Source organism: Agathobaculum hominis, from assembly GCF_014288055.1.
GTDB lineage: Bacteria > Bacillota > Clostridia > Oscillospirales > Butyricicoccaceae > Agathobaculum > Agathobaculum hominis.
Genome location: NZ_JACOPK010000003.1, coordinates 91,703 through 118,231, shown reverse-complemented (window position 1 = coordinate 118,231; position 26,529 = coordinate 91,703). Strand labels below are relative to the sequence as shown.

23 protein-coding genes are annotated in these 26,529 nt (G+C 60.2%); 7 read left to right on the top strand and 16 right to left on the bottom strand.

The features are described 5' to 3' along the window. Window positions 1-196 precede the first annotated feature (196 nt). Genes H8S02_RS04045 through sdaAA form a run of 3 tightly spaced genes read left to right on the top strand, consistent with a single transcriptional unit; the run spans window position 197 to window position 2,983 of the window. Window positions 197-1,417, top strand: a complete 1,221-nt coding sequence (locus tag H8S02_RS04045; RefSeq protein ID WP_186969412.1) for a dicarboxylate/amino acid:cation symporter — start codon at window positions 197-199, stop codon at window positions 1,415-1,417. A gap of 12 nt (window positions 1,418-1,429) precedes the next feature. Continuing rightward, entirely contained in the window at window positions 1,430-2,098 is a 669-nt protein-coding gene (sdaAB, locus tag H8S02_RS04040) for an L-serine ammonia-lyase, iron-sulfur-dependent subunit beta (protein WP_118685965.1), read from the top strand. 15 nt (window positions 2,099-2,113) lie between these two features. After that, window positions 2,114-2,983 carry an L-serine ammonia-lyase, iron-sulfur-dependent, subunit alpha gene (sdaAA, locus tag H8S02_RS04035; RefSeq protein WP_186969411.1) on the top strand — a complete coding sequence of 290 codons (870 nt, stop codon included), beginning with the start codon at window positions 2,114-2,116 and terminating at the stop codon, window positions 2,981-2,983. A 140-nt stretch (window positions 2,984-3,123) separates the two neighbouring features. Here the strand turns inward: sdaAA and H8S02_RS04030 are convergent, their stop codons facing one another. The 10 genes from H8S02_RS04030 to H8S02_RS03985 all read right to left on the bottom strand — a co-directional run bounded on the left by H8S02_RS04030 (window position 3,124) and on the right by H8S02_RS03985 (window position 15,395). Beyond that, entirely contained in the window at window positions 3,124-3,750 is a 627-nt protein-coding gene (locus tag H8S02_RS04030; RefSeq protein WP_186969410.1) for a cytidylate kinase-like family protein, read from the bottom strand. A 22-nt stretch (window positions 3,751-3,772) separates the two neighbouring features. Continuing rightward, the gene (locus tag H8S02_RS04025) at window positions 3,773-4,480 is read right to left on the bottom strand and encodes an ABC transporter ATP-binding protein (protein WP_118685968.1); all 708 of its coding nucleotides are present in this window, start codon (window positions 4,478-4,480) and stop codon (window positions 3,773-3,775) included. 19 nt (window positions 4,481-4,499) lie between these two features. Further along, window positions 4,500-5,258, bottom strand: a complete 759-nt coding sequence (locus H8S02_RS04020) for an ABC transporter ATP-binding protein (RefSeq protein ID WP_186969409.1) — start codon at window positions 5,256-5,258, stop codon at window positions 4,500-4,502. A 3-nt stretch (window positions 5,259-5,261) separates the two neighbouring features. Continuing rightward, window positions 5,262-6,347 (bottom strand): branched-chain amino acid ABC transporter permease, encoded by a 1,086-nt coding sequence (locus H8S02_RS04015; protein WP_186969408.1) that lies wholly within the window; start codon window positions 6,345-6,347, stop codon window positions 5,262-5,264. Window positions 6,348-6,363: 16 nt separating this feature from the next. Then, window positions 6,364-7,245 carry a branched-chain amino acid ABC transporter permease gene (locus tag H8S02_RS04010; RefSeq protein WP_186969407.1) on the bottom strand — a complete coding sequence of 294 codons (882 nt, stop codon included), beginning with the start codon at window positions 7,243-7,245 and terminating at the stop codon, window positions 6,364-6,366. A gap of 198 nt (window positions 7,246-7,443) precedes the next feature. Next, on the bottom strand, window positions 7,444-8,628 hold the full coding sequence (locus H8S02_RS04005) for an ABC transporter substrate-binding protein (protein ID WP_186969406.1): 1,185 nt from the start codon (window positions 8,626-8,628) through the stop codon (window positions 7,444-7,446). A 474-nt stretch (window positions 8,629-9,102) separates the two neighbouring features. Beyond that, window positions 9,103-12,453 carry an ATP-binding protein gene (locus H8S02_RS04000; RefSeq protein WP_186969405.1) on the bottom strand — a complete coding sequence of 1,117 codons (3,351 nt, stop codon included), beginning with the start codon at window positions 12,451-12,453 and terminating at the stop codon, window positions 9,103-9,105. After that, window positions 12,422-13,054: a DUF4194 domain-containing protein gene (locus H8S02_RS03995; protein ID WP_186969404.1), complete on the bottom strand. Its 633-nt coding sequence runs from the start codon at window positions 13,052-13,054 to the stop codon at window positions 12,422-12,424. The genes H8S02_RS04000 and H8S02_RS03995 overlap by 32 nt, the downstream gene beginning before the upstream one ends. Further along, complete coding sequence (locus H8S02_RS03990) at window positions 13,051-14,448, bottom strand: Wadjet anti-phage system protein JetA family protein (protein WP_186969403.1); 1,398 nt, start codon at window positions 14,446-14,448, stop codon at window positions 13,051-13,053. Before H8S02_RS03990 ends, H8S02_RS03995 begins: the two co-directional genes overlap by 4 nt. A 281-nt stretch (window positions 14,449-14,729) precedes the next feature. Next, window positions 14,730-15,395 (bottom strand): chloramphenicol acetyltransferase, encoded by a 666-nt coding sequence (locus H8S02_RS03985; protein WP_186969402.1) that lies wholly within the window; start codon window positions 15,393-15,395, stop codon window positions 14,730-14,732. Window positions 15,396-15,615: 220 nt separating this feature from the next. Here H8S02_RS03985 and yedF point away from each other — a divergent pair, with 220 nt between their 5' ends. The 3 genes from yedF to H8S02_RS03970 are packed head-to-tail and all read left to right on the top strand — an operon-like array spanning window position 15,616 to window position 17,618. Next, on the top strand, window positions 15,616-16,224 hold the full coding sequence (yedF, locus tag H8S02_RS03980; protein ID WP_186969401.1) for a sulfurtransferase-like selenium metabolism protein YedF: 609 nt from the start codon (window positions 15,616-15,618) through the stop codon (window positions 16,222-16,224). Continuing rightward, window positions 16,224-16,466 carry a DUF3343 domain-containing protein gene (locus tag H8S02_RS03975; RefSeq protein WP_186969571.1) on the top strand — a complete coding sequence of 81 codons (243 nt, stop codon included), beginning with the start codon at window positions 16,224-16,226 and terminating at the stop codon, window positions 16,464-16,466. The genes yedF and H8S02_RS03975 overlap by 1 nt, the downstream gene beginning before the upstream one ends. Before the next feature lie 15 nt (window positions 16,467-16,481). Beyond that, a complete protein-coding gene (locus H8S02_RS03970; protein WP_186969400.1) occupies window positions 16,482-17,618 on the top strand; it encodes an aminotransferase class V-fold PLP-dependent enzyme in 1,137 nt (378 codons plus the stop codon). Between the two features lie 220 nt (window positions 17,619-17,838). On the opposite strand, the gene codB is transcribed toward H8S02_RS03970, so the two are convergent. The 5 genes from codB to H8S02_RS03945 form a co-directional block, all read right to left on the bottom strand. Next, complete coding sequence (gene codB / locus H8S02_RS03965; RefSeq protein ID WP_186969399.1) at window positions 17,839-19,077, bottom strand: cytosine permease; 1,239 nt, start codon at window positions 19,075-19,077, stop codon at window positions 17,839-17,841. Window positions 19,078-19,109: 32 nt separating this feature from the next. Further along, on the bottom strand, window positions 19,110-20,207 hold the full coding sequence (locus tag H8S02_RS03960; RefSeq protein WP_207722057.1) for a hypothetical protein: 1,098 nt from the start codon (window positions 20,205-20,207) through the stop codon (window positions 19,110-19,112). Between the two features lie 288 nt (window positions 20,208-20,495). Next, window positions 20,496-24,551: a hemoblobin-interacting domain-containing protein gene (locus H8S02_RS03955; RefSeq protein WP_186969398.1), complete on the bottom strand. Its 4,056-nt coding sequence runs from the start codon at window positions 24,549-24,551 to the stop codon at window positions 20,496-20,498. Between the two features lie 325 nt (window positions 24,552-24,876). Then, window positions 24,877-25,227: a DUF4179 domain-containing protein gene (locus H8S02_RS03950; RefSeq protein ID WP_186969397.1), complete on the bottom strand. Its 351-nt coding sequence runs from the start codon at window positions 25,225-25,227 to the stop codon at window positions 24,877-24,879. Next, window positions 25,214-25,768: an RNA polymerase sigma factor gene (locus H8S02_RS03945; protein WP_186969396.1), complete on the bottom strand. Its 555-nt coding sequence runs from the start codon at window positions 25,766-25,768 to the stop codon at window positions 25,214-25,216. The genes H8S02_RS03950 and H8S02_RS03945 overlap by 14 nt, the downstream gene beginning before the upstream one ends. Window positions 25,769-25,942: 174 nt before the next feature. On the opposite strand from H8S02_RS03945, the gene H8S02_RS03940 reads away from it, so the two are divergent. Next, window positions 25,943-26,131 (top strand): hypothetical protein, encoded by a 189-nt coding sequence (locus tag H8S02_RS03940; protein ID WP_186969395.1) that lies wholly within the window; start codon window positions 25,943-25,945, stop codon window positions 26,129-26,131. A 56-nt stretch (window positions 26,132-26,187) separates the two neighbouring features. Here H8S02_RS03940 and H8S02_RS03935 read toward each other — a convergent pair whose 3' ends face one another. Further along, a complete protein-coding gene (locus H8S02_RS03935; RefSeq protein ID WP_186969394.1) occupies window positions 26,188-26,436 on the bottom strand; it encodes a hypothetical protein in 249 nt (82 codons plus the stop codon). Between the last annotated feature and the right edge of the window lie 93 nt (window positions 26,437-26,529).

The following is a 26,529-nucleotide window of genomic DNA, read 5'->3' as shown; positions in this document are numbered from 1 at the left end:
GAATTTGGAAGTTTGCCACAGAATTTCTCTTTTGCACTTTGTCCACAAACCCAGCCATCTATTTTACAGCATTTTGCCGAAAATAAGTGGTTTTTTTGTGCCCAAAATGCGGCAGAGACCGCGGCAGTCTTTCACGGCAGCAGACAGAGAAGTATAACGAGGGGTCTGCGCCGCAAAATCAAGGAGGAGAAAAGAAATGGAAGAAAAGAAAAAGTTCAAGCTCGGGCTTCTGCCCAAACTCATCATCGCCATCATCATCGGCATCCTGTTCGGCCAGTTCCTGCCGGAGGGCTTCTGCCGCTTTGTGGTGACGCTCTCGTCGTTCTTCAGCCAGTTCCTGTCGTTCATCATTCCGCTGATGATCCTCGCCTACGTCACCATGGGCATCGCGAACCTCAAGAGCGGCGCAGGCAGGCTGCTGCTCATCACGGTCGCGCTCGCCTACTGCTCGACCCTGATCGCAGGTTCGGCCTCGTTCTTCGTCGCCGACACCCTGTTCCCGCATTTCATGAGCGCTGACGCGCTCGACAGGATCGCCGCGACTGCCGGCAACTCGCTCGAGCCGTATTTCAGACTGGAGATCCCGGCGCTGATGAACACGCTGTCCGCCGTCGTGCTCGCGTTCGTGCTCGGCCTGTGCATGTCCAGCCTGCGCGGCAGGACCATCGGCGACACGCTCTACAACGGCGTTTCCGATTTCTCCGGCATCATCGACTGCGTCCTGCACAACGTCATCATCCCGCTGCTGCCGCTCTACATCTGCGGCACGTTCACCGACATGACCAAGTCCGGCAAGACCTTCGCCATCCTCGGCATTCTCTGGAAGGTATTCATCGTCGTTATCATCATGCACCTGATCTGCATCTGCATCCAGTTCGTGATCGCCGGTCTCATCAGCCGCAAGAACCCGCTCACCCTCATCCGCAACCAGATCCCCGGCTACGCGACCGCGCTCGGCACGCAGTCCTCTGCGGCCACCATTCCGGTCAACCTCCAGTGCGCTGAGGCAGACGGCGTTTCCGCAGAGATCCGCAACTTCACCGTTCCGCTGTGCGCAAATATCCACATGGCAGGCTCGATGATCACCATCACCGCCTGCGCGACCGCAGTCTGCCTGATGAACCAGCTGCCGATCTCCATCGGCACGGTCATTCCGTTCATCATGACGCTCGGCATTGCCATGGTAGCATCTCCCGGCGCTCCGGGCGGCTCCATTATGACCGCCCTGCCCTTCCTGTACATGATCTTCGGCACCGAGGCCGGCGACCCGAGCGGCCCGATCTGCGCCATCATGGTTGCGCTCTACATCACGCAGGACTCGTTCGGCACCGCCTGCAACGTCTCCGGCGACAACGCCATCGGCGTGATTGTGGAGACCATCTACCGCAAGTTTATCTGCAAATCCGCCGCTCGGTAAGGAGAATCCCCTATGTCCTTTATCAGTGTTTTTGATGTGCTGGGACCGAATATGATCGGTCCCTCCAGCTCACATACCGCCGGCGCGGCGGTCATCGCGTATCTCGCGCACAAAATGATCGCGCCGCCGCTCAAAAAGGCGGATTTCACCCTGTACGGCTCGTTCGCCAAAACCTACCACGGCCACGGCACCGACCGCGCCCTGCTCGGCGGCATCATGGGTTTCTCGACCGATGACACCCGTATCCGCGACTCGTTTTCCATCGCGACCGAGCGCGGCCTTGCCTATTCGTTCACGCCGTGCGAGACCGAAACCGATGTCCACCCGAACACGGTTGACATCCGCATGGAGAACGCCGCCGGTCAGGTCATGACCATCCGCGGCGAGTCGCTCGGCGGCGGCAAATGCCGCATCGCGCGCATCAACGGCGTCGAGGTCGACTTTACCGGTGAATACAGCACGGTCATTGTCGTTCAGCAGGACAAGCCGGGCGTTGTGGCGCACATCACCAAGGTGCTCAGCGACAAGGGCGTAAACATTGCGTTCATGCGCCTGTTCCGCGAGGCGAAGGGACATACCGCCTACACCATCGTCGAGTCGGACGGCCGCTTCCCCGAGGGCATCGAGGAGCCGCTCCGCGACAACCCGAACGTCCGCGACGTCATGATCATCGAACCGTAAGGAGGAGAGCAGATTATGGATTTCAAAAACGCATCCGAGCTGCTCGCGCTGTGCGCACAGCAGCAGCTCCCTATCTCCGAGATCATGCGCCGCCGCGAATGCGAGCTGGGCGAGAGCACGCGCGACGAGGTCACGCACCGCATGACGCACGCGCTCGAGATCATGCGCGCCTCCGCCATGACGCCGCTCAAAACGCCCGTCAAGTCCATGGGCGGACTGATCGGCGGCGAGGCGAAAAAGCTCGCGCAGCACGATGCAAAGGGCCGCTCGATCTGCGGCGATGTGCTGCACAAGGCTGCGCAGTATGCGATGGCGGTGCTCGAGGTCAACGCCTCGATGGGCCTCATCGTTGCGGCGCCGACCGCGGGCAGCGCCGGCGTGCTGCCGGGTATGCTGTTCGCGCTTCAGGACTGCTACAAGGTGTCGGACGAGCGGCTGCTCGACGCGCTGTTCAACGCCGGCGCCATCGGCTATCTCGCCATGCGCAACGCGACTGTTGCCGGTGCGGTCGGCGGCTGTCAGGCCGAGATCGGCGTCGCCTCCGCCATGGCGGCGAGCGCCGCGGTCGAGCTGATGGGCGGCTCTCCCGAGCAGTGCCTCGACGCGGCGTCCACCGTGCTGATGAATATGCTCGGTCTGGTCTGCGACCCGGTCGGCGGTCTGGTCGAGTACCCGTGCCAGAACCGCAACGCGGCAGGCGTGGCGAACGCCCTCGTTGCCGCAGAACTGTCGCTCGCCGGTATCCGCCAGTTCATCCCGTTCGACGAAATGCTCGACACCATGTACGCTGTCGGCCGCCGCATTCCGCTCGAGCTGCGCGAGACCGCCCTCGGCGGCTGCGCCGCCACCCCGTCCGCCTGCGAAAAATGCGGGCTGTGCTCATAAGCAAGACCACATCCGATACACTTTATATACAGCAGAAGGCCGTCCCCTCACATACTCCTCGGGAACGGCCTTTTGCGATTATGTACGTTTTCGCGACAGTCTAAAGGGCGCTCCCTGTTCGGGAGCGCCCTTTCGCTTATTTACTTGCAGAACTCGCTGCGGACTTCCATATATCTGACGATCTCCTCGACCACGCCCTCAAAGCCGAGCACGCCGCTGTTGATCGAGAGGTCATAGTTTCTCGCATCGTACCAGTCGTGGCCCGTGTGGTGCTTGTAGTAGCGCGCACGGTAGTCGTCGATCTCGCTGATCTTCTTTCTGACCTCGTTTTCGGGGAGAGAATCGACCTTCATCGCCTGCTCGACGCAGAACTCCGGGTCTGCATGGACGAACACGCGCACGACATCCGGTCGGTTCCTGAGAATGTAGTCCGCGCAGCGGCCGATGAGCACGCACGGGCCCTGATCGGCGAGCCGCTCGATGATCTTGACCTGATAGGAGAACAGCGCCTCGTCCCTGAGGTAGGATTTCGAGGAGTCGTTCGGCACCGGTATATCGCCGCGGTAACGGGCGTGCAGACGCGCGATGAAATCACTCTTGAGGCGCTCGTCGGAGAACAGCATCGCGTTTACGCCGCTGTCCTCGGAGGCCATGGTGATGATCTCACGGTTGTAAAACGGGATGCCGAGCCGCTCCGCCAGCATCTTGCCTACCGTCTTGCCGCCCGAGCCGTACTGCCGGGCGATCGTAATGATATAAGGCTTCATAAAACCAACCCTCTTTTCCAAATTACTCGCCGAGATAAGCCTTCTTGATCGAGTCGTCGTTCAGCAGATCGGAGGCTCTGCCGGTCTTGACTACCCTGCCGGTCTCGAGAACGTAGCCACGGTCCGCGATGGACAGCGCCTTCTTCGCGTTCTGCTCGACCAGAAGCACGGTCGTGCCCGCCTTGGAAACGTCCTCGATGATCTTGAAGATCTCGCCGACGAACAGCGGGGACAGACCCATCGACGGCTCGTCGAGCAGCAGGATGCGCGGCTTGCTCATCAGCGCGCGGCCCATCGCGAGCATCTGCTGCTCGCCGCCGGACAGCGTGCCGGCCGCCTGATTTTTGCGCTCCTCCAGGCGCGGGAAGCGCTCGTAGACCATTTTCAGCGACTCGGGAATCTCGCCTGCCGGGCGGGTATATGCGCCCATGCGCAGGTTTTCCGCAACCGTCAGACCGGCGAACACGCGGCGACCCTCGGGAACGTGGCTCATGCCGAGGCGCACGATGGCGTGGCCCGGCTTGCGGGTGATGTCCCTTCCCTCGAAGGTGACCGTGCCGCCCTTCGACGGCAGCAGACCGGTGATGGTGTGCAGCGTGGTGGTCTTGCCGGCGCCGTTCGCGCCGATGAGCGCGACGACCTCGCCCTCGTTTACCTCGAAGGAAACGTCACGCAGCGCATGAATCAGGCCGTAGTAAACGTTGATGTCCTTGACTTCGAGCATTGCCATAAGCTTGTTTCCTCCTCTCTTATTCGCCCAGATAAGCCTTGACGACTTCCGGATTGCTCAGAACTTCCTTCGGCGTGCCCTCCGCGAGCAGACGGCCGAAGTTGAGTACATACAGATATTCGCAGATACCCGAGACCAGCTTCATGTCGTGCTCGATGAGCAGGACGGTGACGCCGAAGCGCTTGCGGACGACTTCGATGGTCTCCATCAGCTCCTCGGTCTCGTTCGGGTTCATGCCGGCTGCCGGCTCGTCGAGCAGCAGCAGCTTGGGCTCGGTCGCGAGCGCGCGCGCGATCTCGAGCTTGCGCTGCTTGCCGTATGGCAGGTTGGCCGCGCGGTAGTCCGCGACGCTCTCCAGACCGAACACGCTCAGCAGCTCCATCGCCTTCTCGTCCATCTGTTTCTCCTTTTTACGGTAGGAGCCGAGGTGGAACATGCTTTCCGCGAACGAGTAGGTGATCTGGTTGTGCAGACCGGTCTTTACGTTGTCCAGAACGCTCAGTTCGGAGAACAGGCGGATGTTCTGGAAGGTGCGGGCAACGCCCATTTTGCAGATCTCGTGCGGCTTCTTGCCGATGAGGTTCTGTCCGTCCAGACGGATGCCGCCGTCAGTCGGGCGGTATACGCCGGTCAGCATATTGAAGACGGTGGTCTTGCCGGCGCCGTTCGGGCCGATGAGACCGACCAGACCGCCCTTTTCGATCTTCATGCTCAGCTCGTCAACGGCGCGAAGGCCGCCGAACGAAATGCCGAGCGAGGTTACTTCGAGCATAGCCATGAGTTACGCGCCCTCCTTTCCGGACTTCTCCGCTCTCTCGAGCTTTTCCATCTGCTTCATGCCGCGCTTTTCGAGCATGCGCTTTTTGAGCGAGGAGTTGTTGAACAGCATCATCACGATCAGCAGGATCGCGTAGATGAGCATACGGTAGTTGCTCAGGCCGCGCAGCAGCTCAGGCAGCAGCGTGAGCAGCGCCGCCGCGATGATCGAGCCCCAGATGTTGCCGAGGCCGCCCAGAACGACGAATACGAGCACGAGGATAGAGGTGTTGAAGTCGAACTTCGCCGCAGTAACGGTCGAGAAGTTCATCGCGTACAGCGTGCCTGCCATGCCGGCGAAGGCCGCGGAAACGACGAAGGCGAGCAGCTTGTAGTGCGTGACCGAAATGCCGATGGAGTCGGCCGCGATCTTGTTGTCGCGGACCGCCATGACTGCGCGGCCGGTGCGGCTGTTGATAAAGTTCAGCACGAAGAACAGGGTCACGAGGATGAGAACGACGCCCGAGGTGAACGTCGAGATCTTGGCAACGCCCGATACGCCGATCGGTCCGTTGATGATCATCTTGCCGCCGTCGCCGAGCTGAAAATTCTGCTCGACCAGGCTGAAATGCAGGCCGTCCGCATCCCTGCCGAGGTACATGACGTTGACGATGTTCTTGATGATCTCGCCAAAGGCGAGAGTAACGATGGCGAGGTAGTCGCCCTTGAGGCGGAGCACCGGCACGCCGACGATGACGCCGGCGAGCGCCGCGAAGGCCGCGCCGACGATCATGGCGACAGCCAGACGCAGCGGCGCGAGCGGGATGGCGTCCGCAAGGCAGGTCGTGGTGACGATGCCGGCGAACGCGCCGACCGACATGAAGCCGGCGTGGCCGAGCGACAGCTCGCCGAGGATACCGACGGTCATGTTGAGCGAGATCGCCATGACGACATACGCGCAGATCGGCACGAGCAGGCCCTTGATCTGACTCGAGATCATGCCGCCCGCGATGAGCGCCTGTACGATGATGAATGCAGCGATGACGATACCGAACGAAAGCAGGGTATCGCGTCCGCGTCTGGACGCCGCATAGGATTTTAACTTGTTCATATCCGATGCCTCCCCCTTAAACCTTTTCGCTCACGTGCTTGCCGAGCAGGCCGTCCGGCTTGACGAGCAGCACCACGATCAGCACGCCGAACACGATCGCGTCGGACAGCTGGGTGGAAATGTACGCCTTGGCGAAGATCTCGATGATGCCGAGCAGCACGCCGCCGACGAACGCGCCCGGGATCGAGCCGATGCCGCCGAATACGGCTGCGGTGAAGGCCTTGATGCCGGGCAGGGAGCCGGTCGTCGGCATCAGGGTCGGATAGGCGGAGCAGAGCAGCACGCCTGCGATCGCCGCGAGGCCCGAGCCGATGGCGAAGGTGATGGAAATGGTCGTGTTGACGTTAATGCCCATCAGCTGCGCCGCGCCCTTGTCCTCGGATACCGCGCGCATCGCGGTGCCGACCTTGCTCTTGCCGGTGAACAGCATGAGCGCGACCATGATGACGACGCAGGCGAACACGGTGACGAGTGTCACGCGGGAAATCTGGAGCTGACCGCCGAACAGGCTGATCGCGTCGCCGGTGACGACCGAGCTGAAGCTCTTGGGGTTGGAGGTCCAGATCAGCAGCGCCGCATTCTGGAGGAAGTAGGAAACGCCGATGGCGGTGATCAGAACGGCGAGCGACGGAGCCGCGCGCAGCGGCTTGTAGGCCAGTCTTTCGATCGCCATGCCGAGCACCGTGCAGACGATGATCGCGAGCACGACACCCATCCATGCCGGCCAGCCGAGATAGGTCGTCGCGCAGAAGCACATATAGCCGCCTACCATGATGACATCGCCGTGGGCAAAGTTCAGCATTTTCGCAATGCCGTAAACCATCGTATAGCCCAGTGCGATGATCGCGTAGATGCTGCCCAGACTGATGCCGCTGATCAAATGGTTCAAAAAGCTCATGTTTGGAACACCTCAAATCATATTTCTCTCAAAAATTGCTTATGAAATGGGGCGGTGGCTCGGCGAGCCGCGTCAAGCCGTCGCCCCACCCCATAAAAAACAGATGGAATGCAGAAGAATAGGCGGAAAGGAGGGCTTGCAAAACAGCCCTCCTTCACTCGCCTTTGAGCAATCCGCTATGAAATATATTTCAGTGGATTATACGTTTACGTACTTGCCGTCCTTGATTACAGCAACGGTCGGGTCCTTGGTGACAGCGCCCTCGGTGCTCCAGGTTGCGCTGGTACCGGTCAGGCCGTCGAAGGTCATGGAGGTAAACTGCTCGATCATCTTGTCGCACAGGTCCTCAGCGGACATATCCGGGGTAGCGCCCGCGTTCTCGAGAGCCTGCTTGTAAGCGTATACGCAGTCGTAAGCGTCAGCTGCGAACTGGTTCGGGGTTTCGCCGAACTGCTCCTGATACTTCTTAACGAAGGAAGCGGTCTTTTCATCGGTGGAGTTTGCGTTGAACGGGGTCATCAGCATCAGGCCCTCAGCCAGAGAGGTATCAAAGCCTTCAAGGGTCAGGATGCCGTCCATGCCGTCTACGCCGAAGAAGGTGGTCTGGAAGCCCATGTCATGCGCCTGCGTCAGGATGAGGGAAGCCGGCTGGTAGTAGATCGGCAGGAACACGAGCTCCGCGCCCTTGCTCTTGGCGTCGTTCAGCTGTACGGAGAAATCGTTCGCAGAGGAATCGGTAAAGGTCATGTCGGAAACGACCTCGAGACCCTTGGTCTTTGCCTCTTCTACGAACTTGTCGTGGATACCGGTGGAGTAAACGTCATCGTTCTTCCAGATGATAGCGATCTTGGTGCCGAGCTTCTTCTCTGCGATCTTGTCAGCAGCCAGAGTACCCTGCGCCGGGTCGATGAAGCACATCTGGAACATATTGTCCTTGCCCTCGGTGGTACCGGTGGAGGAAGCGGACGGGGTCAGAGCGAAAATGCGGTCGCTGTAAGTCTCTGCTGCGGTAGCCTCGCACGGCTTGGAGGTTACGGAGCCGAGGGACAGCTGCATGCCCCAGTCCTTCAGGGTGTTGTAGGCGTTAACGGCCTTCTCGGCGTCGCCCTCGTCGTCCTGATAGTTCAGCTCGAACTGAATATCGCCGCCTTCGGCGTTGATCTCGTCAACCGCGATCTGTGCGCCGTTCTTGCAGGCGTTGCCGTAAATTGCGGCTGCGCCGGTCAGCGGGCCGGTGCCGCCGAGCTTGAAGGCTGCGCCGGAAGCGGAGCTGTCGGTCGAGCTGTCTGCACTGTCGGAGCCGGTGGAAGCGGAAGAACCGCAGCCGGTCAGCGCCGCAGCCAGCATTGCGCCGGCCAGAAGCATACTGAGTGTCTTTTTCATGGTGATTTCTCCTTTTCATCTCTGGAATGGAGGTTTTCCTATCCATCCCGTCTGATTATTGTGTTTATTATACTACTCTCTCGGCTCATCGGCACGTTTTTTTTTGAGTTTTCAACAATTTCAGATAATCTACCGATTATTAAAAAATCAATTCGTTCATTTTTGTGTTTTCTGCATAAAGACATTTGTCCGTATCGCAAGGAAGGATGCAGTTTTTTCTCCCCGTGCAGTCCGTTCTGCGATGTGTCCCGCAGGCGTGTTTTCCTGTCCGTTTCCGGAGCTTTTCCTCTACAAAAAAACCGGGGAGCCTGTCCCCGGTTTGAACCTGTCGAAAAAACTATCGTTTTTCCGACAATCTGTATTCTGACTGCGCAGAACACGAGTCGTCCGAACGTTCCCATGCGGAAACCTTCTCCCTCCGGACGCAACAAAACCGAGGTACACGCCCTCGGTTTGGATGCGCCTGCGCGGTTCTTACTCCTGCGCGAGCTCCCTGCCGAACGGCAGGATGTGCATACGGTATTTCTGCTTGTCGACCAGCAGCGTGCGGTCCGCGATCGGCATGAGGTCTGCGACCTTGTCCGGCGGCGTGCAGATGACCGCCTGAAGCCCCATCCCCCGCAGCAGGCGCACGCTTTCCACGATGCGCTCGCTGTCCATCTTGTTGAACGCCTCGTCGAACACCACGAGCCGCACGGTGTTGCCCAGACTCGAGGTATCGCTGACGCGGTAGAGCTGCGCGAAGGAGGCGAGGACCGAAATATAAAACGGCGTCTGCGTCTCGCCGCCCGATTTCGTGCCCATGGTCTGCGAAAGCAGCTGCTTCGAGCCGTTCTGGTCTGTGGTCTCGAGGTCAAATTTCAGATAGGTGCGGAAATCCGTGAAGCGCTCGATGTTTTCCTGCAGTTCGCTCTGCCTGCGGGCACTCGGCTGCGTATCGTCCGCCATCGTGATCTGGCTGAACAGCCTGTCGATCAGCGGACCGTATTTCTCCTGAAACTGCGCGGAGAACAGCGTAATATCGCCCTCCATCAGCTCGGGCGCCATGATCATGTCGTAGTAATCCGCGTAATCCGGACTGCGGTCGACGCGGAACTGATAGCTGTCCGTGCCAAACTGCGCCTGCCGCAGCGCCCGGTTCAGATTTCTCACCTGTGCCTGCACCTGCTCGATGCTGCTCTTGAGCCGGGAGAGGAAGTCGTTCTGGAACTGCTCCATCGCGCTCTCGCGCGCCGCCCTGATCTTGCGGCGGTAACGCGGCAGCTCGCTCTCCTCGAGCGCACGGCGCTCCGCGTCGAATTCGTCGTTGTCGAGCGCCTCCGCGCGGAACGGGCACGGCGCAAAGCGCTCGGCATACGCGCGGCGCGCCGCGAACAGACGGCTGCGCGCGGTCTCCGTGTCCTTCTCGGCCTGCTCACGGCTCTCGGAAAACGCATGGAGCACATTTTCCGGCTTTTTCAGCCGCGCAAGCTCCATGCGGTAACGCGGCACGCCGGTTTCATCACGGTACGCCTCGGTGTACTCCCTCTCGAGCAAGGTCTGCATCTCGCTTTGCTCGCGGTACTGTCCGGGCAGGATCTCATCTGTCAGCTGACGGATGCGCTCGTCGAGCTGACCGCGGAGCGAGATCTGCTCCTCCTTCTGCCGGCTCAGCGCATGGATCTCCCCGCTCAGGCGCTCGATCAGCGCTTCCTGCTCCTCGATCCACATCAGATTGATATGCCCGCGCTGCTCCTCGAGCGCCGCATTTTCCTCGCGTATCTCCTCGACGCGCAGGTAATCGCCCTGCCGTTCGGGCACGACCTTCTGCACGAAATACGGCAGCAGGAGCGGCTGCTTCTGCCGGGACAGTACGGAAAAGACCGGCTCCCTGCGTGCAAGCTCGTCCTCGAGCTGCGCCGTTTCCTCCTCGAGACGGCGGATGCGCAGCGTGACCGCGTAGCGGCCGATAAAGGCGTCATCCATCCTCTCGCGGCTGAGCGCACGGGCGACATAACCCTGATACAGCATGCCCTCCGCCGTGATCGCGGTCCTGTACTGCCGCAGCTCGTCGACCGACGCGCAGCACTTCACGCGCCCGAGCAGATAGTCCACATAGGTGCGCGCGAGCGGGTTTTCGGTCTCGACCTTTCCGGCAAGACTGCCGTCCATCGGACGGAGCTGCTCCTTTTCGCGCAGGCTGCCGATGTCGACAAGGCCGAAGGCGCGGAATTTCGGGTCGCGCCTGATACTGTCGTAAAGGCGCAGCGCCTGCGGATAATACGCCGGTTCGACAAGGAAATACAGCTTCTGACTGCCGAGATAGCCCTCGACCGCGCCGCGCCATGCCTCGTCCGCGATCTCGAGAACATCCGCGAGGATGTTGACGGCGACCGGCGAGCCGACCTGCTGCGCAAGCTCGCTCTCGAGCCGCGACCGGCACGCCAGCAGGCCGCGCGGATAGTCCTTGACGTTATCGCGCAGACCGGCGAGCACCTTTTTCCTCTTTCCGAGCTGCTCCCGCGCCTCCGTGAGACGGTCTCCGAGCCGGTGAGAAGCCTCCTGCATGGCGTTCATCAGCGCGTCCGTCGCCTCCTGCGCCGCCTCGAACACGCTCTGCGGCTGCGCGAAAATGCTCATTTCGCCGCTCTTCAGCGGCTCATATGCGCCGCGCACCTGCTGCGCCGCCGCGCAGACGGCGTCGAGGGAGCCTTCCTCGTCCCAGCTCAGGACCGTTTCTCCGAGATGCTCCAGACGCAGCGCCTCGCGCTTGATCTCGAGCGCCTCGTTCTCCAGCCTGCGCGTCAGCTTTTCCTGCTCGTCGAGCAGACGGCGGCCTGCCCTGTCCAGCTCCTCAAGCTCCCGGCAGGCATTGCTGCTGTCCTTTTTGCGGATGTATTCCTGCCGCTGCGCCTCCTTCTGCTGTACCTCGGCCGCCAGACAGTCGATCTTCTGCTGCGCCGCCGCGCGTTCCTCGCTGCACGTGCGCTTTTCCTGCTCGCGGCCGTCGATCTGCGCCTGAAGCGTCTCGCTGCGCGACCAGTGCACAAGAAACGACTCGAGCTTCCAGCGCCCGGCCGTGTCCCGCATCTCCCCGTACAGCTTCGCGATCTCGTTCAGCGCGGCGAGCTTTTCCTCCTGCCGCTGCGCCATCTGCTCATGACGCTTGTAGTCGCGGATATTCTGCTGCATCGCCTCGATGTCCGGCTTGTCCGGAACATCGCAGATATTCTCGGTGATAAACTGCTGGATATCGACGATTGGGCGGAAGGAGACCGCCTTTTTCAGCATGCGGAACACCTGCTCGGTATGTACATTCCAGCGCGAGAGCAGATTGCGGCGGTATTCCCACTGGGTCTCGCAGACCTCCGCCCGGCGGCAGTTCTCCTTGAGAAAGCGGCGCAGGCTCGGCAGGTCGATGGCCTCCCCGTTCTCGATGAAGCAGTTTTCCGGCAGCGTGCCGGTGTAGATGAAGAAATGGTCGCGGCGGCTGCCGTCGCGGCGGCAGTCGAACATGACGCCGCACACAAAGCTGCTGCGCTCCGCATCATCATAAAACTCGCAGGCGATATAACTCGAAAAATCCTTTCCGCGGCGCGAGCGCGGATTGTTCTCGTCCATGTCGGCGCGCAGATAGCCGTCCAGCGTGCGCTGCGAGCGCTCGTTCGCGGCGAGATTGAAGTTCCGCGCGTTGGTCTCGCCGAGGAGCACGATCTGGAGCGCGTCGATGACGGTGGACTTGCCGGCGCCGTTCCTGCCGGTCAGAAAGTTCACGTCCCCTACCTCGATCAGCTCCCTGTCGAAATACAGCCAGTTAATCAGCAGTATTTTCTTCAGCTTCTTCATCGGCATTCTCCTCCTTTCTCAGCACAGCCGCCGCCTCGTGCAGTCTCTCCGCGGAAACGGCGGTCAGAATGGTCGGCAGAATGGCAAAGCGGCAGTCCGCCTGATTGTATCTGCCTTCGATGCGCTGAATGACGGAGTGGTTCTCGAACACGAGCATCGCGCGCCTGAATTCATCCATGTTCGGCTTTGCCGGGAGGATGGCGTAGTCGGTCACGACCTTTTCGAGCACCTCGCGCACGGTGCACAGCGCGTCCTGCTCCAGCCCCAGACGTTCCTGACTTTCGTCGTACAGCATGCGCAGCGCGAGCAGGATGGCGGTCTCTCTCTTGGAGAGGATGAGGCGGTTTGCCTCGTCCGTATTGATGACGTAAAAGCAGCCGTTCGCCTCGTCGTGCCGCAGATCCCAGTCGAGCAGACTGAGATAATCGCGCACGGCCTCAAAATGGATGGACAGAAAGGTATAGTCCGGGTTGTTCAGGCGTTCCCTGCCCGGGCGGTACAGCGTGCGCACGACAAAGGTGCGGCTGAGCAGCTGATTGCAGACCGACTTGAACTGCTGAAGCTCCTTCGCGGTCGCGCTGCTTATAAAATCCAGATTCATTTCTCGTTCTCCTTCCGGCTGAACTGCACCTTTGGAATGGAATATCCGTTTTCACAGACCGAGCCGCCGAGCTCCTCGACCTGATACGCCGCCCGCCTCGAGCCGCCGGACAGCACGGCGAGCAGGCTCATCACATAGTCCCTGTCATTCTCGAGCGGAATGTCCGTCGACAGGCAGGTATCCCGGTCTCCCAGCCAGCCCTGCACGCAGGCGGCGACGGCGGCGCGGCCGTATTCCGAGTGCAGCAGCGCGGCCGCCTGCGCGGCGGAGGCGGCGTCGGTTTCGTTCTCCTCGATCAGCACCGCAGCGGCTCTCGACCGCTTTCCCGGGCGTTTCCGGTACCACAGGCTCTTTTCCGACAGATACGACTGCTCATACAGCTGAAACACCGGCCGCAGCCTGTCGGTCAGGCCGTCCGCCCTGCGGCTGTGCGAGAGCGCGGTCAGCACGGCGTCGAGGTCGCCGCGAACGTTCTGCTCCCGGCTCGTGAGGTTTTCGATCTTCTGCGTCGCGGCGCGGGTATAGCGGCGCACCTGTGCGTCGATCTCATCGAGATAGTCGTGCTCCAGATCGTCATAGCACTCCTGCACCCAGAATATCCGGCGCAGGATGTCCGCGCGGCAGTCCTCCATCGTGCCGCCGCGCCGCTCCTGCTGCGCCGCCCTCGCCATGGCGGCGAGCTGCTCGTCGTCCTCCGCCCAGCGCATGAGCACCGTGCGGATGGGCACGCGGTATTTCGGCACGGAGTCCTTGATCTTGAGCGGACGGATGTACGCCTCGATGACCTTCTGACCGAAATCATCGAAATAGGACGAAAGCACCTCGCCGACGTCGTGCAGCTCGAGCTGCATCTGAAAATAGTGCTTTACGTTGTGATAGACCAGCCGGAGCAGGCGGATGAGCGCCTGCGTATTGTCGAAGGCCGTATAGACCGCCGCCATCTTCTCATAGGCAGAGCCGGTCTCGTCCGCGACCCGGAGCGCGGAATAGGTGCCGAACACATAGGAAAAGCCGCGCGCCGGCCTGTCATCGCGCAGCTCATGGAACAGCTCGAGCAGACGGCTCGCGTAGCCCGGCACGGTGATGTACTCCCGGAAATCCGGGCCGCGCTCCTTCTCGAACCAGCCCTTCGCACACAGCTTGCGGATGAGAAAGCGCGCGCGTCCGGAAATATCGCGCAGCTCGTTTTCGTCGATGTCCTCGCCCTCGAAGGTCGCGTCCGCGAGCTGCTGCTCCAGGCGGCTGCGCAGCATGGAGTACAGCTCGTCCTCGGGCAGCCTGAGCTTTTGCCGGTATGCCATGCAGAGCACATCGAGCGCGTCCGCGTACAGCGCCCGGTTCGGGGACGCGAGCGGCGAGAACAGCTCGTCCGGCACGGCTTCAAAAAATTTCATAAACGGTATCCTCCTGCGGAAGGAGCCCTTCCGCTCGTTTTTCGTCTGATACAATTATACGGTTTCCGCGCAGATTTTACAATGTGCAGCTTGTCGGAAAAGTCCCTTTCCACGCAAAGGCAGTCCGGTCTCCACCGCCAGGGCGCACAGGGACGAGGTCGCGCTGTACGATATCCTGCTGAGCTGCCGCAGAGCGCCCTCGGCGGGCGCATCAGAAAAACGAAAGCGGCCCGCCGTCCGCGTTTTGCAGACAGCAGGCCGTTTCCGGAGGAGCATCCGCGTCAAAGTCCGGCCTCGGAGGCCGCGAGCGCGTCCATCTCCTCCTGAAGATAACGGAAGAACAGCGCAGCGTGATAGCCGTCCGCAACGGCGTGCGCGATCGACAGCGCGACCGGCATTCTGACCGCGCCGCCGCTCTCCTCATATCTTCCCATCACGATAATGGGAAAGAAGGCCGGTTCGCTGCTGCCCGTCACGCGGCTGCCGCAGCCGGTGAACGAGACCCATGGCGTGCAGGACACGCAGTAGAAGTTCGCCGGCTGACCCGGCTTCGCCTTGATGCCGTGATTGCCGCCGAAGGTCTGCATATCCGCCGTGACCGCGCGGTAGAACGTGCCGAAATCGTCGGAGAAATCCGTCCAGCAGTCGGAAAACGTGCAGTCATCCGCGTGAAAGATCGTGTAGTTGGGAACGACCCGGTCCCAGACGCACAGCTCGCCGTCCGCATTCCGGAACATGCGGAAATTCTCGATGCGGCCGAGCGTCCGGGTGACGCAGTAGATCGCCGCAGGGTAAAAGCGGTATCCGTTCGCGCGGCAGAAACCGAGCAGATTTTTCACGTTTACGGGTGCGGTCATATTGAATTCGACCTTGAGCGTCTGACTGTAATAGCGGTAGTGCTCACGGCGCGGCCAGGTTGCCATGTCGATTTTTGTGTAGTGCTCCATTTTCGGCTGTATCTCCTTTTGTACTGCGGCAGATCGGATGGATATTATACTCTCATCATACCGCAAACACGCGGAAACGCAAGCGTTTTTTGCGGCGGATCTCCCGAAGGACAGAAAAACGCCGTTTCCCGGCTGTCTCCTGCGCAATGTGGAGAACGATTGAAAAAGGGCGCACTGTCGTGCTATAATAACAGCAGAATATCCCGAAGGAGGAAGTTTGATGATTGAGGTAAATGCGATGGGCGAGGCATGCCCGATCCCGGTCGTAAAAACACTGCACGCACTGCAGGAGCTGAACGGCGCCGGCACGGTGCAGACGCTCGTGGACAACGAGATCGCGGTGCAGAATCTGACGCGCCTTGCGGAGAGCAAGGGCTGCGCCATCCGGACCGAAAAGCGCGGCGAAAAGGAGTTCTGCGTGACCATCACGACCGAGGGCGCGGTCGCAGAGAGCGGAGACGAGGAAATTTCCTGCACCGTACCGGCCGCGCAGAAAAAGACCGTCGTTGTCATTTCCGCCGACCACATGGGCGAGGGCGACGACGAGCTGGGCCGCATCCTGCTCAAGGGCTTCCTGTTCGCGCTCACCCAGCAGGAAAAGCTGCCGTCGACCCTCCTGTTCTACAACGGCGGCGCGCGCGTTACCTGCGAGGGCTCGCCGTCGCTCGAGGATCTGAAAAATCTCGCCGCGCTCGGCGTCGAGATCCTGACCTGCGGCACCTGCCTGAGCCACTACGGCCTGACCGACCGGCTTCAGGTCGGCGGCGTTACCAACATGTACGTTATCACCGAAAAGCAGATGCAGGCCGATCTGGTCCTTCGTCCGTGATGCGGCGCAGAAGGCCGGTGCTCGTGATCGCGTTTTCCTCGACCGAGCAGGCGCTTGCCGCAGAGGCGCTGTTTACGAACAGCGGCCTGCCCGGGCGCATGATCCCCATCCCGTCGCAGGTCAGCGCCGGCTGCGGTCTCGCATGGAAGGCGGAGGTCGACGAAAGGCCGCAGCTCCTTGCGGCTCTGGCGCAGGCAGGCTGCGGCTACGAAACGGACGCGGTCGTCCAAATGTACGGCTGACAAATGGAGACAGACATGATCTATCTGGATAATGCGGCGACAACGCTGCACAAGCCGCCGGAGGTTGCCGAGGCGGTGAAAAACGCGATACTGACCACCGGGAATGCCGCGCGGGGCGCGCACGGCGCGTCGCTGTCTGCGTCGCGCATGGTATTCGAGACGCGGAGCAGACTGGCGGAGCTGTTCGGCTGTCCGCGCGCCGACCATGTCGTTTTCACGGCAAACTCGACTGAGGCGCTGAATATCGCGGTCTACGGACTGATTTCGGCGGGCGATCACGTCATTTCGACCGATCTCGAGCATAATTCCGTGCTGCGCCCGCTGTACGATATGCAGACGCGCGGTGCGGCGGTCGATTTTGTCCGCGCAGACCGCCGCGGAAACATCCGATACGAGGACATGGAGGCGCTGTTCCGCCCGAACACAAGGGCGGTCGTCTGCACTCACGCCTCCAATCTGACCGGAAATATGCTCGATATTGCCCGGATCGGCGCGATGGCGCACGCGCACGGCGCGCTTCTGGTGATCGACGCCTCGCAGACCGCCGGGGCGGCGCTGATCGATATGCAGAAAATGGGCATTGATGTGCTCTGCTTTACCGGCCACAAGGGTCTGATGGGGCCGCAGGGCACCGGCGGCCTGTGCATCCGGCCGGGCGTGGAGCTGCGGCCGCTGCTGCGCGGCGGCACGGGCGTGCACTCCTACGACCGGGAACAGCCGAAGGAATATCCGGCGCGGCTCGAGGCCGGAACGCTCAACGGTCACGGCCTTGCCGGGCTGCACGCGGCGCTCGATTTTATCCTGCGGCAGGGCGCGGAGTCCATCGGCGCACGGGAGCGGCAGCTGATGCGCCGGTTTTACGAGGGCGTTCGCAGCATTCCCGGTGTGACGGTCTACGGCGATTTTACCGCGCCGGAGCGCGCTGCGATCGTGACGCTCAACATCCGGGATTACGACTCGGCCGAGATCGCGGATATTCTGGCCGAGGACTACGGCATCGCGACACGGGCCGGAGCGCACTGTGCGCCGCGTATACACGAGGCGCTCGGCACGGTACAGCAGGGTGCGGTGCGGTTCAGCTTTTCCTTTTTTAATACGGAGGAGGAAGCGGACGCCGCCGTTTCCGCCGTCCGGGAGCTTGCCGAGGAATAAAGCACAAACCGCGCGGCGTGTACCTCGGTTTGCGGACGATCCGTGTTCTGCGAAGGCAAAACACGGATTGTCGGAAGAACGAAGTTTGTCGGCAATCTCAAAGCCCCCGTTCTTGTGAACGGGGGCTTTGCTGTATCAAACAGAAAAGTGAACTATGCTCCGGTTTCTGTTTTCCTTATCGATCCGCGCAGACAGGATGCAGATCATCCCGAATACGAGATTATCTGTTTTTCCGGGCGTGACCGATCAGGTAGCAGACAGCGGCTACGATCATGCCGTTGATGGAGGCGATGCCCCAGGACACAACATTTGCAACCACGGCGCCCAGGATGACGCCTGCGACCGCATACCAGTTGACCGTCTCGGTGACTTCGACGTCCCGGTACTTCTCGCGGTCCATGAAGAAGCTCATGACGAGGATGATGCCGACCGGGGGCAGCGTGCAGTTCAGAATATTCAGCCAGCCGCAGAAATTCCAGTACAGCCAGACGGCGAGCGCCGTGCCGACGATGCCGGAGATGAGGACCATCGGCTTTTTCTTCTGACCGAAGATGTTCGCGAGACCCAGACCGGCCGAGTAGAGCGCATTGTCGTTGGTCGTCCAGATATTGAGGCCGAGCACCAGAATAGCCAGATAGAACAGACCGAGGTTGATCATGACCTCAAAAATGTCGTTGCCGCCGACGTAGACCGAGGAGATCGCGCCGAAGAAGAACATCAGCGAGTTGCCGATGAAGAAGGCGATGACGGTCGTGATGGCGCCGATTCTGCCGTTTCGCGCAAAACGGGAGAAATTCGGGGTCGCCGTGCCGCCGGAGACAAACGAGCCGATGACCAGACCCGCGCCGCCGATGACGGTCAGCGTGCCGCTGGATTTCGCGAACTGGTCGATGATCGTGCCGTCGCCGCGCGAGACCGCCATGACCATGGCGATCGTGCCGAGAATGGCGACGAGCGGAACCGCGATGTAGCTGATGAGCGTCAGCGACTTGATGCCGAAGTACGCCGAAGCGGTCATGCACGCGCCGGCGATGATGACGAGCGCCCATTCCGCCGCGGTGCTGCCGCCGAGCAGCTCGTTTGCGACCGGAATGGCGAACATGGCGATGCCGACGCCGAACCAGCCGATCTGTGTGAAGGAGATCATCGCCGAGGGCAGATACGAGCCCTTGCTGCCGAAGGCCTTGCGCGCGAGCAGATCAAGACTCATGCCGGTCTCCGCGCCGACGTAGCCGAGCAGGCCGGTGTACAGGCTGAGGATGAGGCCGCCGATGATGAGCGAGACGAGAAAGCCGCCGAAATCCAGACCGTCGGCCAGCTCCTGACCGACCCACATGCTCGCCGAGAAAAAGGTGAAGCCGAGCATGATCATGAACATGGTCACGATACCGCGGCGCGCGTACTGCGGCACCGCCGCCTCCGCAAAATCGATATCTACCGTCGTTTGTTCTTTTTTCATTGATTACCGTCCAATCTTTTGCTGTGAATCTGTTACAGGATGTACTTTTTGAGCGTCGAGGTGAACTCCTCGATGCGCTGAAGGGCGATCTGCTCGAGCGAGATGCCGCGCAGGCTCTCGACGAAGCCGCGCTCCTGCTGATACAGCCAGCGCGTCAGCTTTTCATCGAGCTTTCCGTAGTGGCAGTCCCTGACCCAGTCCTCGTAGGAGATCGGCAGAGCGTGGCCGAGCTTTTCCTCGAGCAGCGCCTGCTTGTCGATCTTATCCGCACGCTCGAGAATGCCGTTCCAGAATTCGAGCACCTCGTCGATGTGCTCATGGATCTCGTAGCGGCGCGCGCCGCCGTCATAGATCGTGCACTTTTCGAACAGCGGGTTCTGCATGGAAAGCGTCTCGCGGCGGAACGCCGGGGCGATGATGCCGCCCTTCCAGTAGAAGTCGATGAGCGCGCGGTTGATGCCGGAAACGCCCTTGTCGCCCTCCTCGTAGCAGCTGAACACGCCCTCGTAGTACACGGTGATGAAGCCCTCGAAGTCCGGCCAGTAGGTGCGGATCTCGCGGGTCAGTTTTTCGAGGATCTCGATGCCCTGCGTGCCGCCGATGGTGAACAGCACGATGTTGCGCAGCTGCGCGCCCTGTCTGCGGTAGTAGTCGGTGACGTAGCGCAGGCACTGCACGAGCGTTTCGCCCGAGGCGATGATGTCGCCGATCATGAGCGTGCTGTTGGGCACCATGGTCAGCTTGCAGTATTTGATGTCGAGCGACATCTCGTCGTTCTCGCCGAACACGCGCTCGCTGGACATGAAGCTGATGTCGTGCACGCGGATGTGCTCCTTGTAGCAGCTCTCCTCGAGCGGATAGTTGAGCGCGCCGCGCAGGATGGAGAGAATGTTGGCGGACGTGATTTTCTTCTGCTCCTTGAGGTAGTACATCATCTGCGAGGTCGCGGTGACGAGCGAGGCATAGACCTCGTAGCCGACGACCTCGGGATGGTTCATCAGCTTGCGCGTCTCCGCCTCGGAAACGATGTAGTACTCGTTGAGAAAGCTGCCGCCCTCGAGGCGGTAGCAGTCCACGCCCTGGTCGCAGAATTCCGGGACAATGTGGACGTCGTTCCAGTTTTCGATCATTTCATTTTCCTCCCACAAAAAAGGACCGGCTGCCGTTTGGGGGGCAGGGGGTCCTTGGTCATACAGGTCTGTTCGGGGAAACGGGCGGGTGTCCGCATGATGTGTATTCGTGCCGCATATCCGTGCGCCTCCCTTTTTTCGACTACTTTATTATACGGGACAGAGCGTGCGGTTGTCAATAAGGGGGAGTGTATTATATCTATGGCAGCACCGCACAATGAAAACTGCGGCAGTATTTCCCTATCGTAAAGAAAAGAAGCCCGCGAGGGGCTTCCTTTGGAGCGGTGTTTACTTGGTAAATGCGATGGTCGGTTCAGCACCAAAGCTGAAAGACCCCGGCACTGTAACGGTAAAGTTAATAGTCGAAGTACCATCGGAGATTACAAGCATACTCGTCTTGGAATCAAACGATTCGTACGGAATCTTCAGAGAAATGTTGTTCTTTTCGATATAATACGCTCCGCCGTTATCAAGGTTATAGATAGAGCCGGTTTTGTCATATGCCACATCATTTACAGTAACAGTTAAACTCTGCGCCAGCCACTTTTCTGCATTGGAAAATGTGAGCGTACAATATGCGTTGCTGCCTTTGGTAATCGCCGGCAGTTCGGTCGGAACCTTTACTTCGCTCTCGCCCGGCTCAGTCGGGTCAGTCGGCTCGGTGGGTTCAGTCGAACCGCTGACTGTCAGTTCATAGGAAACATCAGCATAGTCCGGTGCGGTAAGCGTGATGGTGTAGGTACCGGGCTGCTTGAACAGAGAGGCAAAGAGGTCGAGCCTGTCATAATCGTACATAGCGCCGCCGTTCTCGCTGCCGGTGGAATACAGACGGAATTCCTTCTCGTCGAAGCTGAAACTGCTGGTGTTCTTGGTCAGCGTGGTTTTGTTTACCTTAACCGAGGTTACTGCATTCAGATACCCTTTCAGGTCGGTGGCGTTCAGTCCGTTGAAGCTGAAGCGATAAACCGGATACTGCGTTCCGACGAAATCAGAAATGCTTTTCTGCTCATACGAGGAAATTTCCGGTGCAGTCTTGGTATCAGGCGTATCTACTTTTTTCATCGTAAACTCCGCCGTCAAATCCTCGTAATACTTTGCTGACAGGGTGAGCTGATAGCTGCCCGGCTTGACGTTATAGAGCGAAATGGTCTTGTTGTCCGCGCCCAGAACATAGTAAACCGCGTCGCTGCCCTCAACGCCCTTGCCGTAAACCGTATCTTCGCCGAGCTTTACGGATGTCAGATTTTTCAGAAAATCGCCATTCGAGCCGTTGACGGTCAGGGTAACGGTCTGCGCGTCCTTATTGACCTCTGCCGAGAGCGAGAGATTTTCCTCGTTCACCTTGCCGTAAGTAAACTCGACTGTCTGCGTCTTATAGCCGTTCGATACGATCTTGAGTGCGTTCTCGCCGACATGCAACAGGTCCTTGCTGAGGGTGATGACGTTGCCCTCGATGGAATAATACTTCTCGTCCAGCTCGCGCCAGTCGCCGTTAAGATAAAGCGCGGAGATTTTGCCGAGGTAGTCCGTGCCGTTTTCGAAGGTCAGCACAGCATCACTGCCCTGCTGATTGCCGGAAACGGTCGGCACGACATAATCCAGTCTGCCGGACACGGTGCTGTCCTGAATGTCGCCGAGCAGACCGTCCTCAAGGACTGCCTTTGTGGCGTGCGGCGGGTAAACGCCTGCCTTAGCGGTCTTGACGAACTCGGAGAACGGAACCCAGAGCGCCTTGTTCGTCGCGTCGATGTAGTCCGTGCCGTCATAATACATGGTATCGCCCTTGTTGAATACCGAGTCGAGCGTGGATGCGCTGTAATTCCAGTATTCGAGGACGGCGGCGGAGTCCGCGGTATCGCGGCCGAGCTTGTTCAGCACGCAGGCATTCGCGACAAGGTCGCTGTCGAACAGGAAATCGGTCGAGACGGCGTAGCCGCCCGAGCTGTCGCTGCTGCCGCTGCCCGAGGAAGTGCTGCCGGTTGCACGGCTGACGGCGTCATAGGTGACTGCCTTGAGCTGAGCGGGCTGCGCGCCCTCCTTGACGTTGAAGGTGCAGGAGAAGGTCTTAAAGCCGTTCGCCTGAATGGTCAGCGTGTACTCGCCCTGATACTTCAGATGGTCGCTCGCGCCGCTTTCAGCATTGGTGTCGTTGTACAGCACGAACAGATCCTGACTGAACAGGTAGTAGTCGGTGATCTTCTCAAGCGCGGTGGTTTTTCCGGTCGGGTCGGTCAGCGTGACCTTTTCGATCGGGTCGGTGATGCCGTAGACCAGATTGCTGACAGCAAAATGCAGGTTCTTGCCCGATTCTGGATTTTCCTTGATCTTGAGGGTCGGCGTGTCATGGTTCTGCACGTGGATGGACGCGAGTGCGGAGGACTTGACGCCCTGTGCGTTCGCGGAGGTCACACGGACGAAATAGCGGCCGTTCGAGCGGAAATTGCTCTGACCGAACGGAATGGTCAGCGTCGCGACCTTATTGCCATGGTGATCGTCAAAGCCCTTGGTGAACTGAAGGTTGCGGTTCCATGTGTTCTTTTCCTGATCGTATGCGACCAGCTGCACCGCGCCTTCCGTGTTATCCTCGTTGAAGGCCGCAATGCTGTCGAACCACGCCTTTTCTTCCGCGGTATTATAGTTGAACATGACAACTACATTGCCCTTGCCGTCCTCGTCCAGAACGAGCGGCTCGGAATAGCTCGGGTGCTCGCTTCGGACAGCAGAGGTGCCGAAGGTCGTCTTGGCGGGCAGGACGCGGACGCTGCCTGCGTCGTCGTAGTTGGTCAGGTAATAATCCCACATGGCGAGCGGGCCGTGCTTGATGAAGTAGTCCGGCAGGTAGTCCTCGCCGGTGTAGACGGCGTTCGCCTGCGCCGTGCCGAGAGAGATCGTCTGGGTCCTGCCGCCGGAGGTCAGCGTGACCGAGCCCGGCTTCGCCGTCAGCGGCAGCTTGGAGACCGCGCCGTCGTCCGTTACTTTGGAGACCGCCGCCGTCACATCCGCGCCGTCGACCGTTACAGTGGTGGCGTCCGCCTTGAAGCCGTCCTTGAACGAAAGCGCAAGGTAAGCGCCGGCATCGGTGGTGACGACCTTGGCGTCCGCGATCTCGGCGTTTACGTTCTGATCGTTATTCGAAGAACTGCCGCCGCCATTGGACGAGCCGCCATTCGAGGAACCGCCCGAGGACGAGCCGCCGCCTGAAGATGCGCCGCCGCCCGAGGATGCGCCGCCGCCGGAGGACGAGCCGCCCGAAGTCTGGGAAACCGTCTCGGTCTTGCCTGCCGCAACGGTCTTGCTGCCTGCCTGCACGCCGGAAACGTCCTCGGACGCCGAAACGCGGGTGCCGGAGGTGGAAACGCTCACGTTATCGGCGTTCGCCCTGACCTCACCGACCTTGCCGGCGCCGGTGATCTTCGCGTTCTCTGCGTTTACCGTGATGGAGCCGACAGACGCGCCGCTCTGCACGGTAACGGCAGCCGCGCCGGCGACCGTGATGCTGTCCGCCGTGCCTGCGATCGAAACATCGCTGTGCACAATGATGCCCCTGCCTGCGCTCGTGTTCCCGAAGGTCACGCCGTCCGCGCCGCCGCGGATCAGGATGCGTCCGGTGACGGTGACGTTCGTCAGGTCAGCCTGTGCTGCGCCGTCGGCGAGGATGAGGTCGCCGTTGATGGTCTTGCCGGCGAGAGACGCGCCGCTGCTGCGCACGATGACATTGCCGTCTACGGTATCGGACAGGCCGTTATCCGCGAACGTGCTCGCCATGCCGCTGATGACCTTGGCGAATTCCGCACGGGTGATGCTGCTCCGGGGATTGAGTCTGCCGTTCGCGCCGTTGACGAAGCCGCTGTCGATCAGCGCGGAGACCGCGCTCTTTGCCCACGGGGAAACGCTGCCGCCGTCGGTGTAGTCCGACAGAGCGGAAGCGTCGCCGTCCAGACCGAAGGCGCGCGCCAGTACGGCAAAGGCTTCCTCACGGGTGATGGGAGACTCCGGGTTCAGCTTTCCGTTCGCGCCCTGGAACGCGCCCATCGCGACAGAGACCGCCATATCATTGTGGTACCATGCGTCCGGCCGGACATCGGTAAATCCGGAGAGGTCGGCGGCTTTGTCCGCGCCGAAGGCGCGGTTTACGATTGCCGCGAGCTGGGCGCGCGTCAGCAGACCGTTTCCATTGATCTCGCCGTTTGAGCCGTTCAGCAGACCGTTCTGGACAGCGCTGCGCAGACCGGCGGCGGACCAGTCGGTCGGAAAATCGTGAAAATCCTCGGGGGACGCGGCGAATGCGTTCGGTACGAGCATCGCGCCGGCCAGCAGCAGAGCGAGGGTTTGTTTCTTCTTCAAGGGTCATATCCTCCTTATCAGTTACAGTTACCTAAGGCTAACCGTTTCAGCAAAAAATGTCCTTTCCCGTCGGAAAGGATGGAAGGCAGTACCGCATGCCTGCGCAGAAGCGCTCTGCGGGCAGATTATGCGGTTAAAGTTAACGCGCGCTAACTCAAAGCGCTAATAAAATACCATATGTCCTTTGCGTTGTCAACTCCTGTATCTTACAGCAGTCAACAGACCTGTCACGCAAACGACACACAAAGTACAAAATTTGCGGCAAGCAAGTTAGATTACGCTAACTTGCTTGCCGCACAATGCCGATAAAAATTTTTCGTCCGGTTCAGTCCTCATCATCCGGCTCATCCTGACGGCGGCGTTCGTCCGCGCCGCGCAGCCGGTACAGCAGCACGGTCACGCAGACGCCGAGCAGAAAGGCGAACAGCCCCACCAGAATGCAGCCGAGCGCCCCGTTTTCCGCGATCAGACTGGCCGTGCCCGACGCATGGCTGACGCCGCCGCTCGAGACATTTTCCATCAGCATGGGCATGAGCGCGCCGATGCCGGTAACGAGCAGCAGGCAGGCCGCCATGCAGACTGCGTTCAGACGGCGGCGCCGTCTCGCGCGCATTTCGCGCCGGAGCGCCGCGGTTCTCTCATGCACCAGACGGGCGCGTTCCCTATTCGTCCGCATATACAAATCCCTCCCGTTCGAGAATGGTTTTCAGATTCTGCTTGCCGCGATAGACCAGACTGGTGATCTGCTGCTCGGTCTTTCGCATGACCGAGGCCGCCTCGCGATAGGACATGCTCTCGAAATATACGAGATAGAGCGCTTCGCGGTATTCCGCTTTGAGCTGTTCGAGCGCGGCGTAGAGATGGCTCCTGCGCTCGCTTTGGATGAGCGCGGCATCGCTCAGCAGCTCACTCTGCGGCTCAAAGTCCAGATCGTCCATGTGCAGAAAGGGGATGCGGTGCTTTCGGCTGTGCCGCAGGGCAAGATTTCGGGCGGTTTTGTACAGATACGCCTTGAAGCTGCCGGTTCCGGTGATCGGGCGCTCCTTTGCGAAGATCAGCGAAAACGCCTCGATCATCAGATCCTCCGCCTCGTGCGCATCCCGGATGCGCGCATTGATGTACAGCGTCAGCGCGTCGCCGTACCGTTCCACGAGCAGATCGGCGGCCTGCTCCTCGCCGTTCAGATACCGTCGGTATGCGGTCTCGTCCGAGATCATGCCGGCCGCCCCCCTTCCGCGTTTTTTCTACCCGTTATTATACAGGAACCGGCAGCGCATTACAAGAAGGACAGATATTTCGACCGCTCTTTTGTGTGCTGGCGGCATAACGTTACGCTCGACATTTTCTGCATATCAGGTATAATGCAAGCAATACAAGAACGGCCAGCCGATTTGATTTTCCTCACCCGTCGGACATATGCAAGGCTCATTCTTCTGCGCCGGCTGACGCTGATGGCGCTGTTCTTCATCCCGAAGTATTTCAATCGCGGCATCGTGCTCTGCCTCGCGTCCATCGTCATCGCGCCGTTCCTGCTCGCCGCGATGTACACCGTATTCTCTCCCATCGGCCTCGGCGGATAAAAGGCTGTCGAGAAACTGCATAAATCGAGGCCCCGCCTGTATGGCGGGGCCTCGATTTATGCCCTGGCCTCCACGAACCACCGGCTGCCCTCTTGAAACAGGTAGGTCTCCCGGCCGTTTATCCGGACGGTATAGCGGATGCCGCCGCCGCCCACCTTCGCCGAGGACGCGCGGCATTTATACCCGAGCTGCTCGATCGCGAACACGCGCCCGTTCATCCACCGGATCAGGCGCGGAAGCATCGTGCCGTCCTCATCAATATCCACGTTGACGGAAACATAGGTTTTGGTGTATCTTTCAGCCATACTGCCACCTCCGATGTGCTGCTGCCGCGCTCTCTCTTGACGAGATGCGCAATTTATTGTATGATAAATGCGTAAACAGTTTACGCTTTTATT

What these genes read in the sequence shown, in the direction of transcription:
- H8S02_RS04010 (WP_186969407.1), bottom strand. Translation starts at nt 7,245, where the DNA reads ATGAGCTTTTTGAACCATTTGATCAGCGGCATCAGTCTGGGCAGCATC.
- H8S02_RS04020 (WP_186969409.1), bottom strand. Translation starts at nt 5,258, where the DNA reads ATGGCTATGCTCGAAGTAACCTCGCTCGGCATTTCGTTCGGCGGCCTT.
- H8S02_RS04000 (WP_186969405.1), bottom strand. Translation starts at nt 12,453, where the DNA reads ATGAAGAAGCTGAAGAAAATACTGCTGATTAACTGGCTGTATTTCGAC.
- H8S02_RS04005 (WP_186969406.1), bottom strand. Translation starts at nt 8,628, where the DNA reads ATGAAAAAGACACTCAGTATGCTTCTGGCCGGCGCAATGCTGGCTGCG.
- H8S02_RS04025 (WP_118685968.1), bottom strand. Translation starts at nt 4,480, where the DNA reads ATGGCAATGCTCGAAGTCAAGGACATCAACGTTTACTACGGCCTGATT.
- H8S02_RS03990 (WP_186969403.1), bottom strand. Translation starts at nt 14,448, where the DNA reads ATGAAATTTTTTGAAGCCGTGCCGGACGAGCTGTTCTCGCCGCTCGCG.
- sdaAA (WP_186969411.1), top strand. Translation starts at nt 2,114, where the DNA reads ATGGATTTCAAAAACGCATCCGAGCTGCTCGCGCTGTGCGCACAGCAG.
- yedF (WP_186969401.1), top strand. Translation starts at nt 15,616, where the DNA reads ATGATTGAGGTAAATGCGATGGGCGAGGCATGCCCGATCCCGGTCGTA.
- H8S02_RS03975 (WP_186969571.1), top strand. Translation starts at nt 16,224, where the DNA reads ATGCGGCGCAGAAGGCCGGTGCTCGTGATCGCGTTTTCCTCGACCGAG.
- codB (WP_186969399.1), bottom strand. Translation starts at nt 19,077, where the DNA reads ATGAAAAAAGAACAAACGACGGTAGATATCGATTTTGCGGAGGCGGCG.
- H8S02_RS03985 (WP_186969402.1), bottom strand. Translation starts at nt 15,395, where the DNA reads ATGGAGCACTACACAAAAATCGACATGGCAACCTGGCCGCGCCGTGAG.
- sdaAB (WP_118685965.1), top strand. Translation starts at nt 1,430, where the DNA reads ATGTCCTTTATCAGTGTTTTTGATGTGCTGGGACCGAATATGATCGGT.
- H8S02_RS03970 (WP_186969400.1), top strand. Translation starts at nt 16,482, where the DNA reads ATGATCTATCTGGATAATGCGGCGACAACGCTGCACAAGCCGCCGGAG.
- H8S02_RS03960 (WP_207722057.1), bottom strand. Translation starts at nt 20,207, where the DNA reads ATGATCGAAAACTGGAACGACGTCCACATTGTCCCGGAATTCTGCGAC.
- H8S02_RS03945 (WP_186969396.1), bottom strand. Translation starts at nt 25,768, where the DNA reads ATGATCTCGGACGAGACCGCATACCGACGGTATCTGAACGGCGAGGAG.
- H8S02_RS03935 (WP_186969394.1), bottom strand. Translation starts at nt 26,436, where the DNA reads ATGGCTGAAAGATACACCAAAACCTATGTTTCCGTCAACGTGGATATT.
- H8S02_RS04015 (WP_186969408.1), bottom strand. Translation starts at nt 6,347, where the DNA reads ATGAACAAGTTAAAATCCTATGCGGCGTCCAGACGCGGACGCGATACC.
- H8S02_RS04045 (WP_186969412.1), top strand. Translation starts at nt 197, where the DNA reads ATGGAAGAAAAGAAAAAGTTCAAGCTCGGGCTTCTGCCCAAACTCATC.
- H8S02_RS03950 (WP_186969397.1), bottom strand. Translation starts at nt 25,227, where the DNA reads ATGCGGACGAATAGGGAACGCGCCCGTCTGGTGCATGAGAGAACCGCG.
- H8S02_RS03995 (WP_186969404.1), bottom strand. Translation starts at nt 13,054, where the DNA reads ATGAATCTGGATTTTATAAGCAGCGCGACCGCGAAGGAGCTTCAGCAG.
- H8S02_RS04030 (WP_186969410.1), bottom strand. Translation starts at nt 3,750, where the DNA reads ATGAAGCCTTATATCATTACGATCGCCCGGCAGTACGGCTCGGGCGGC.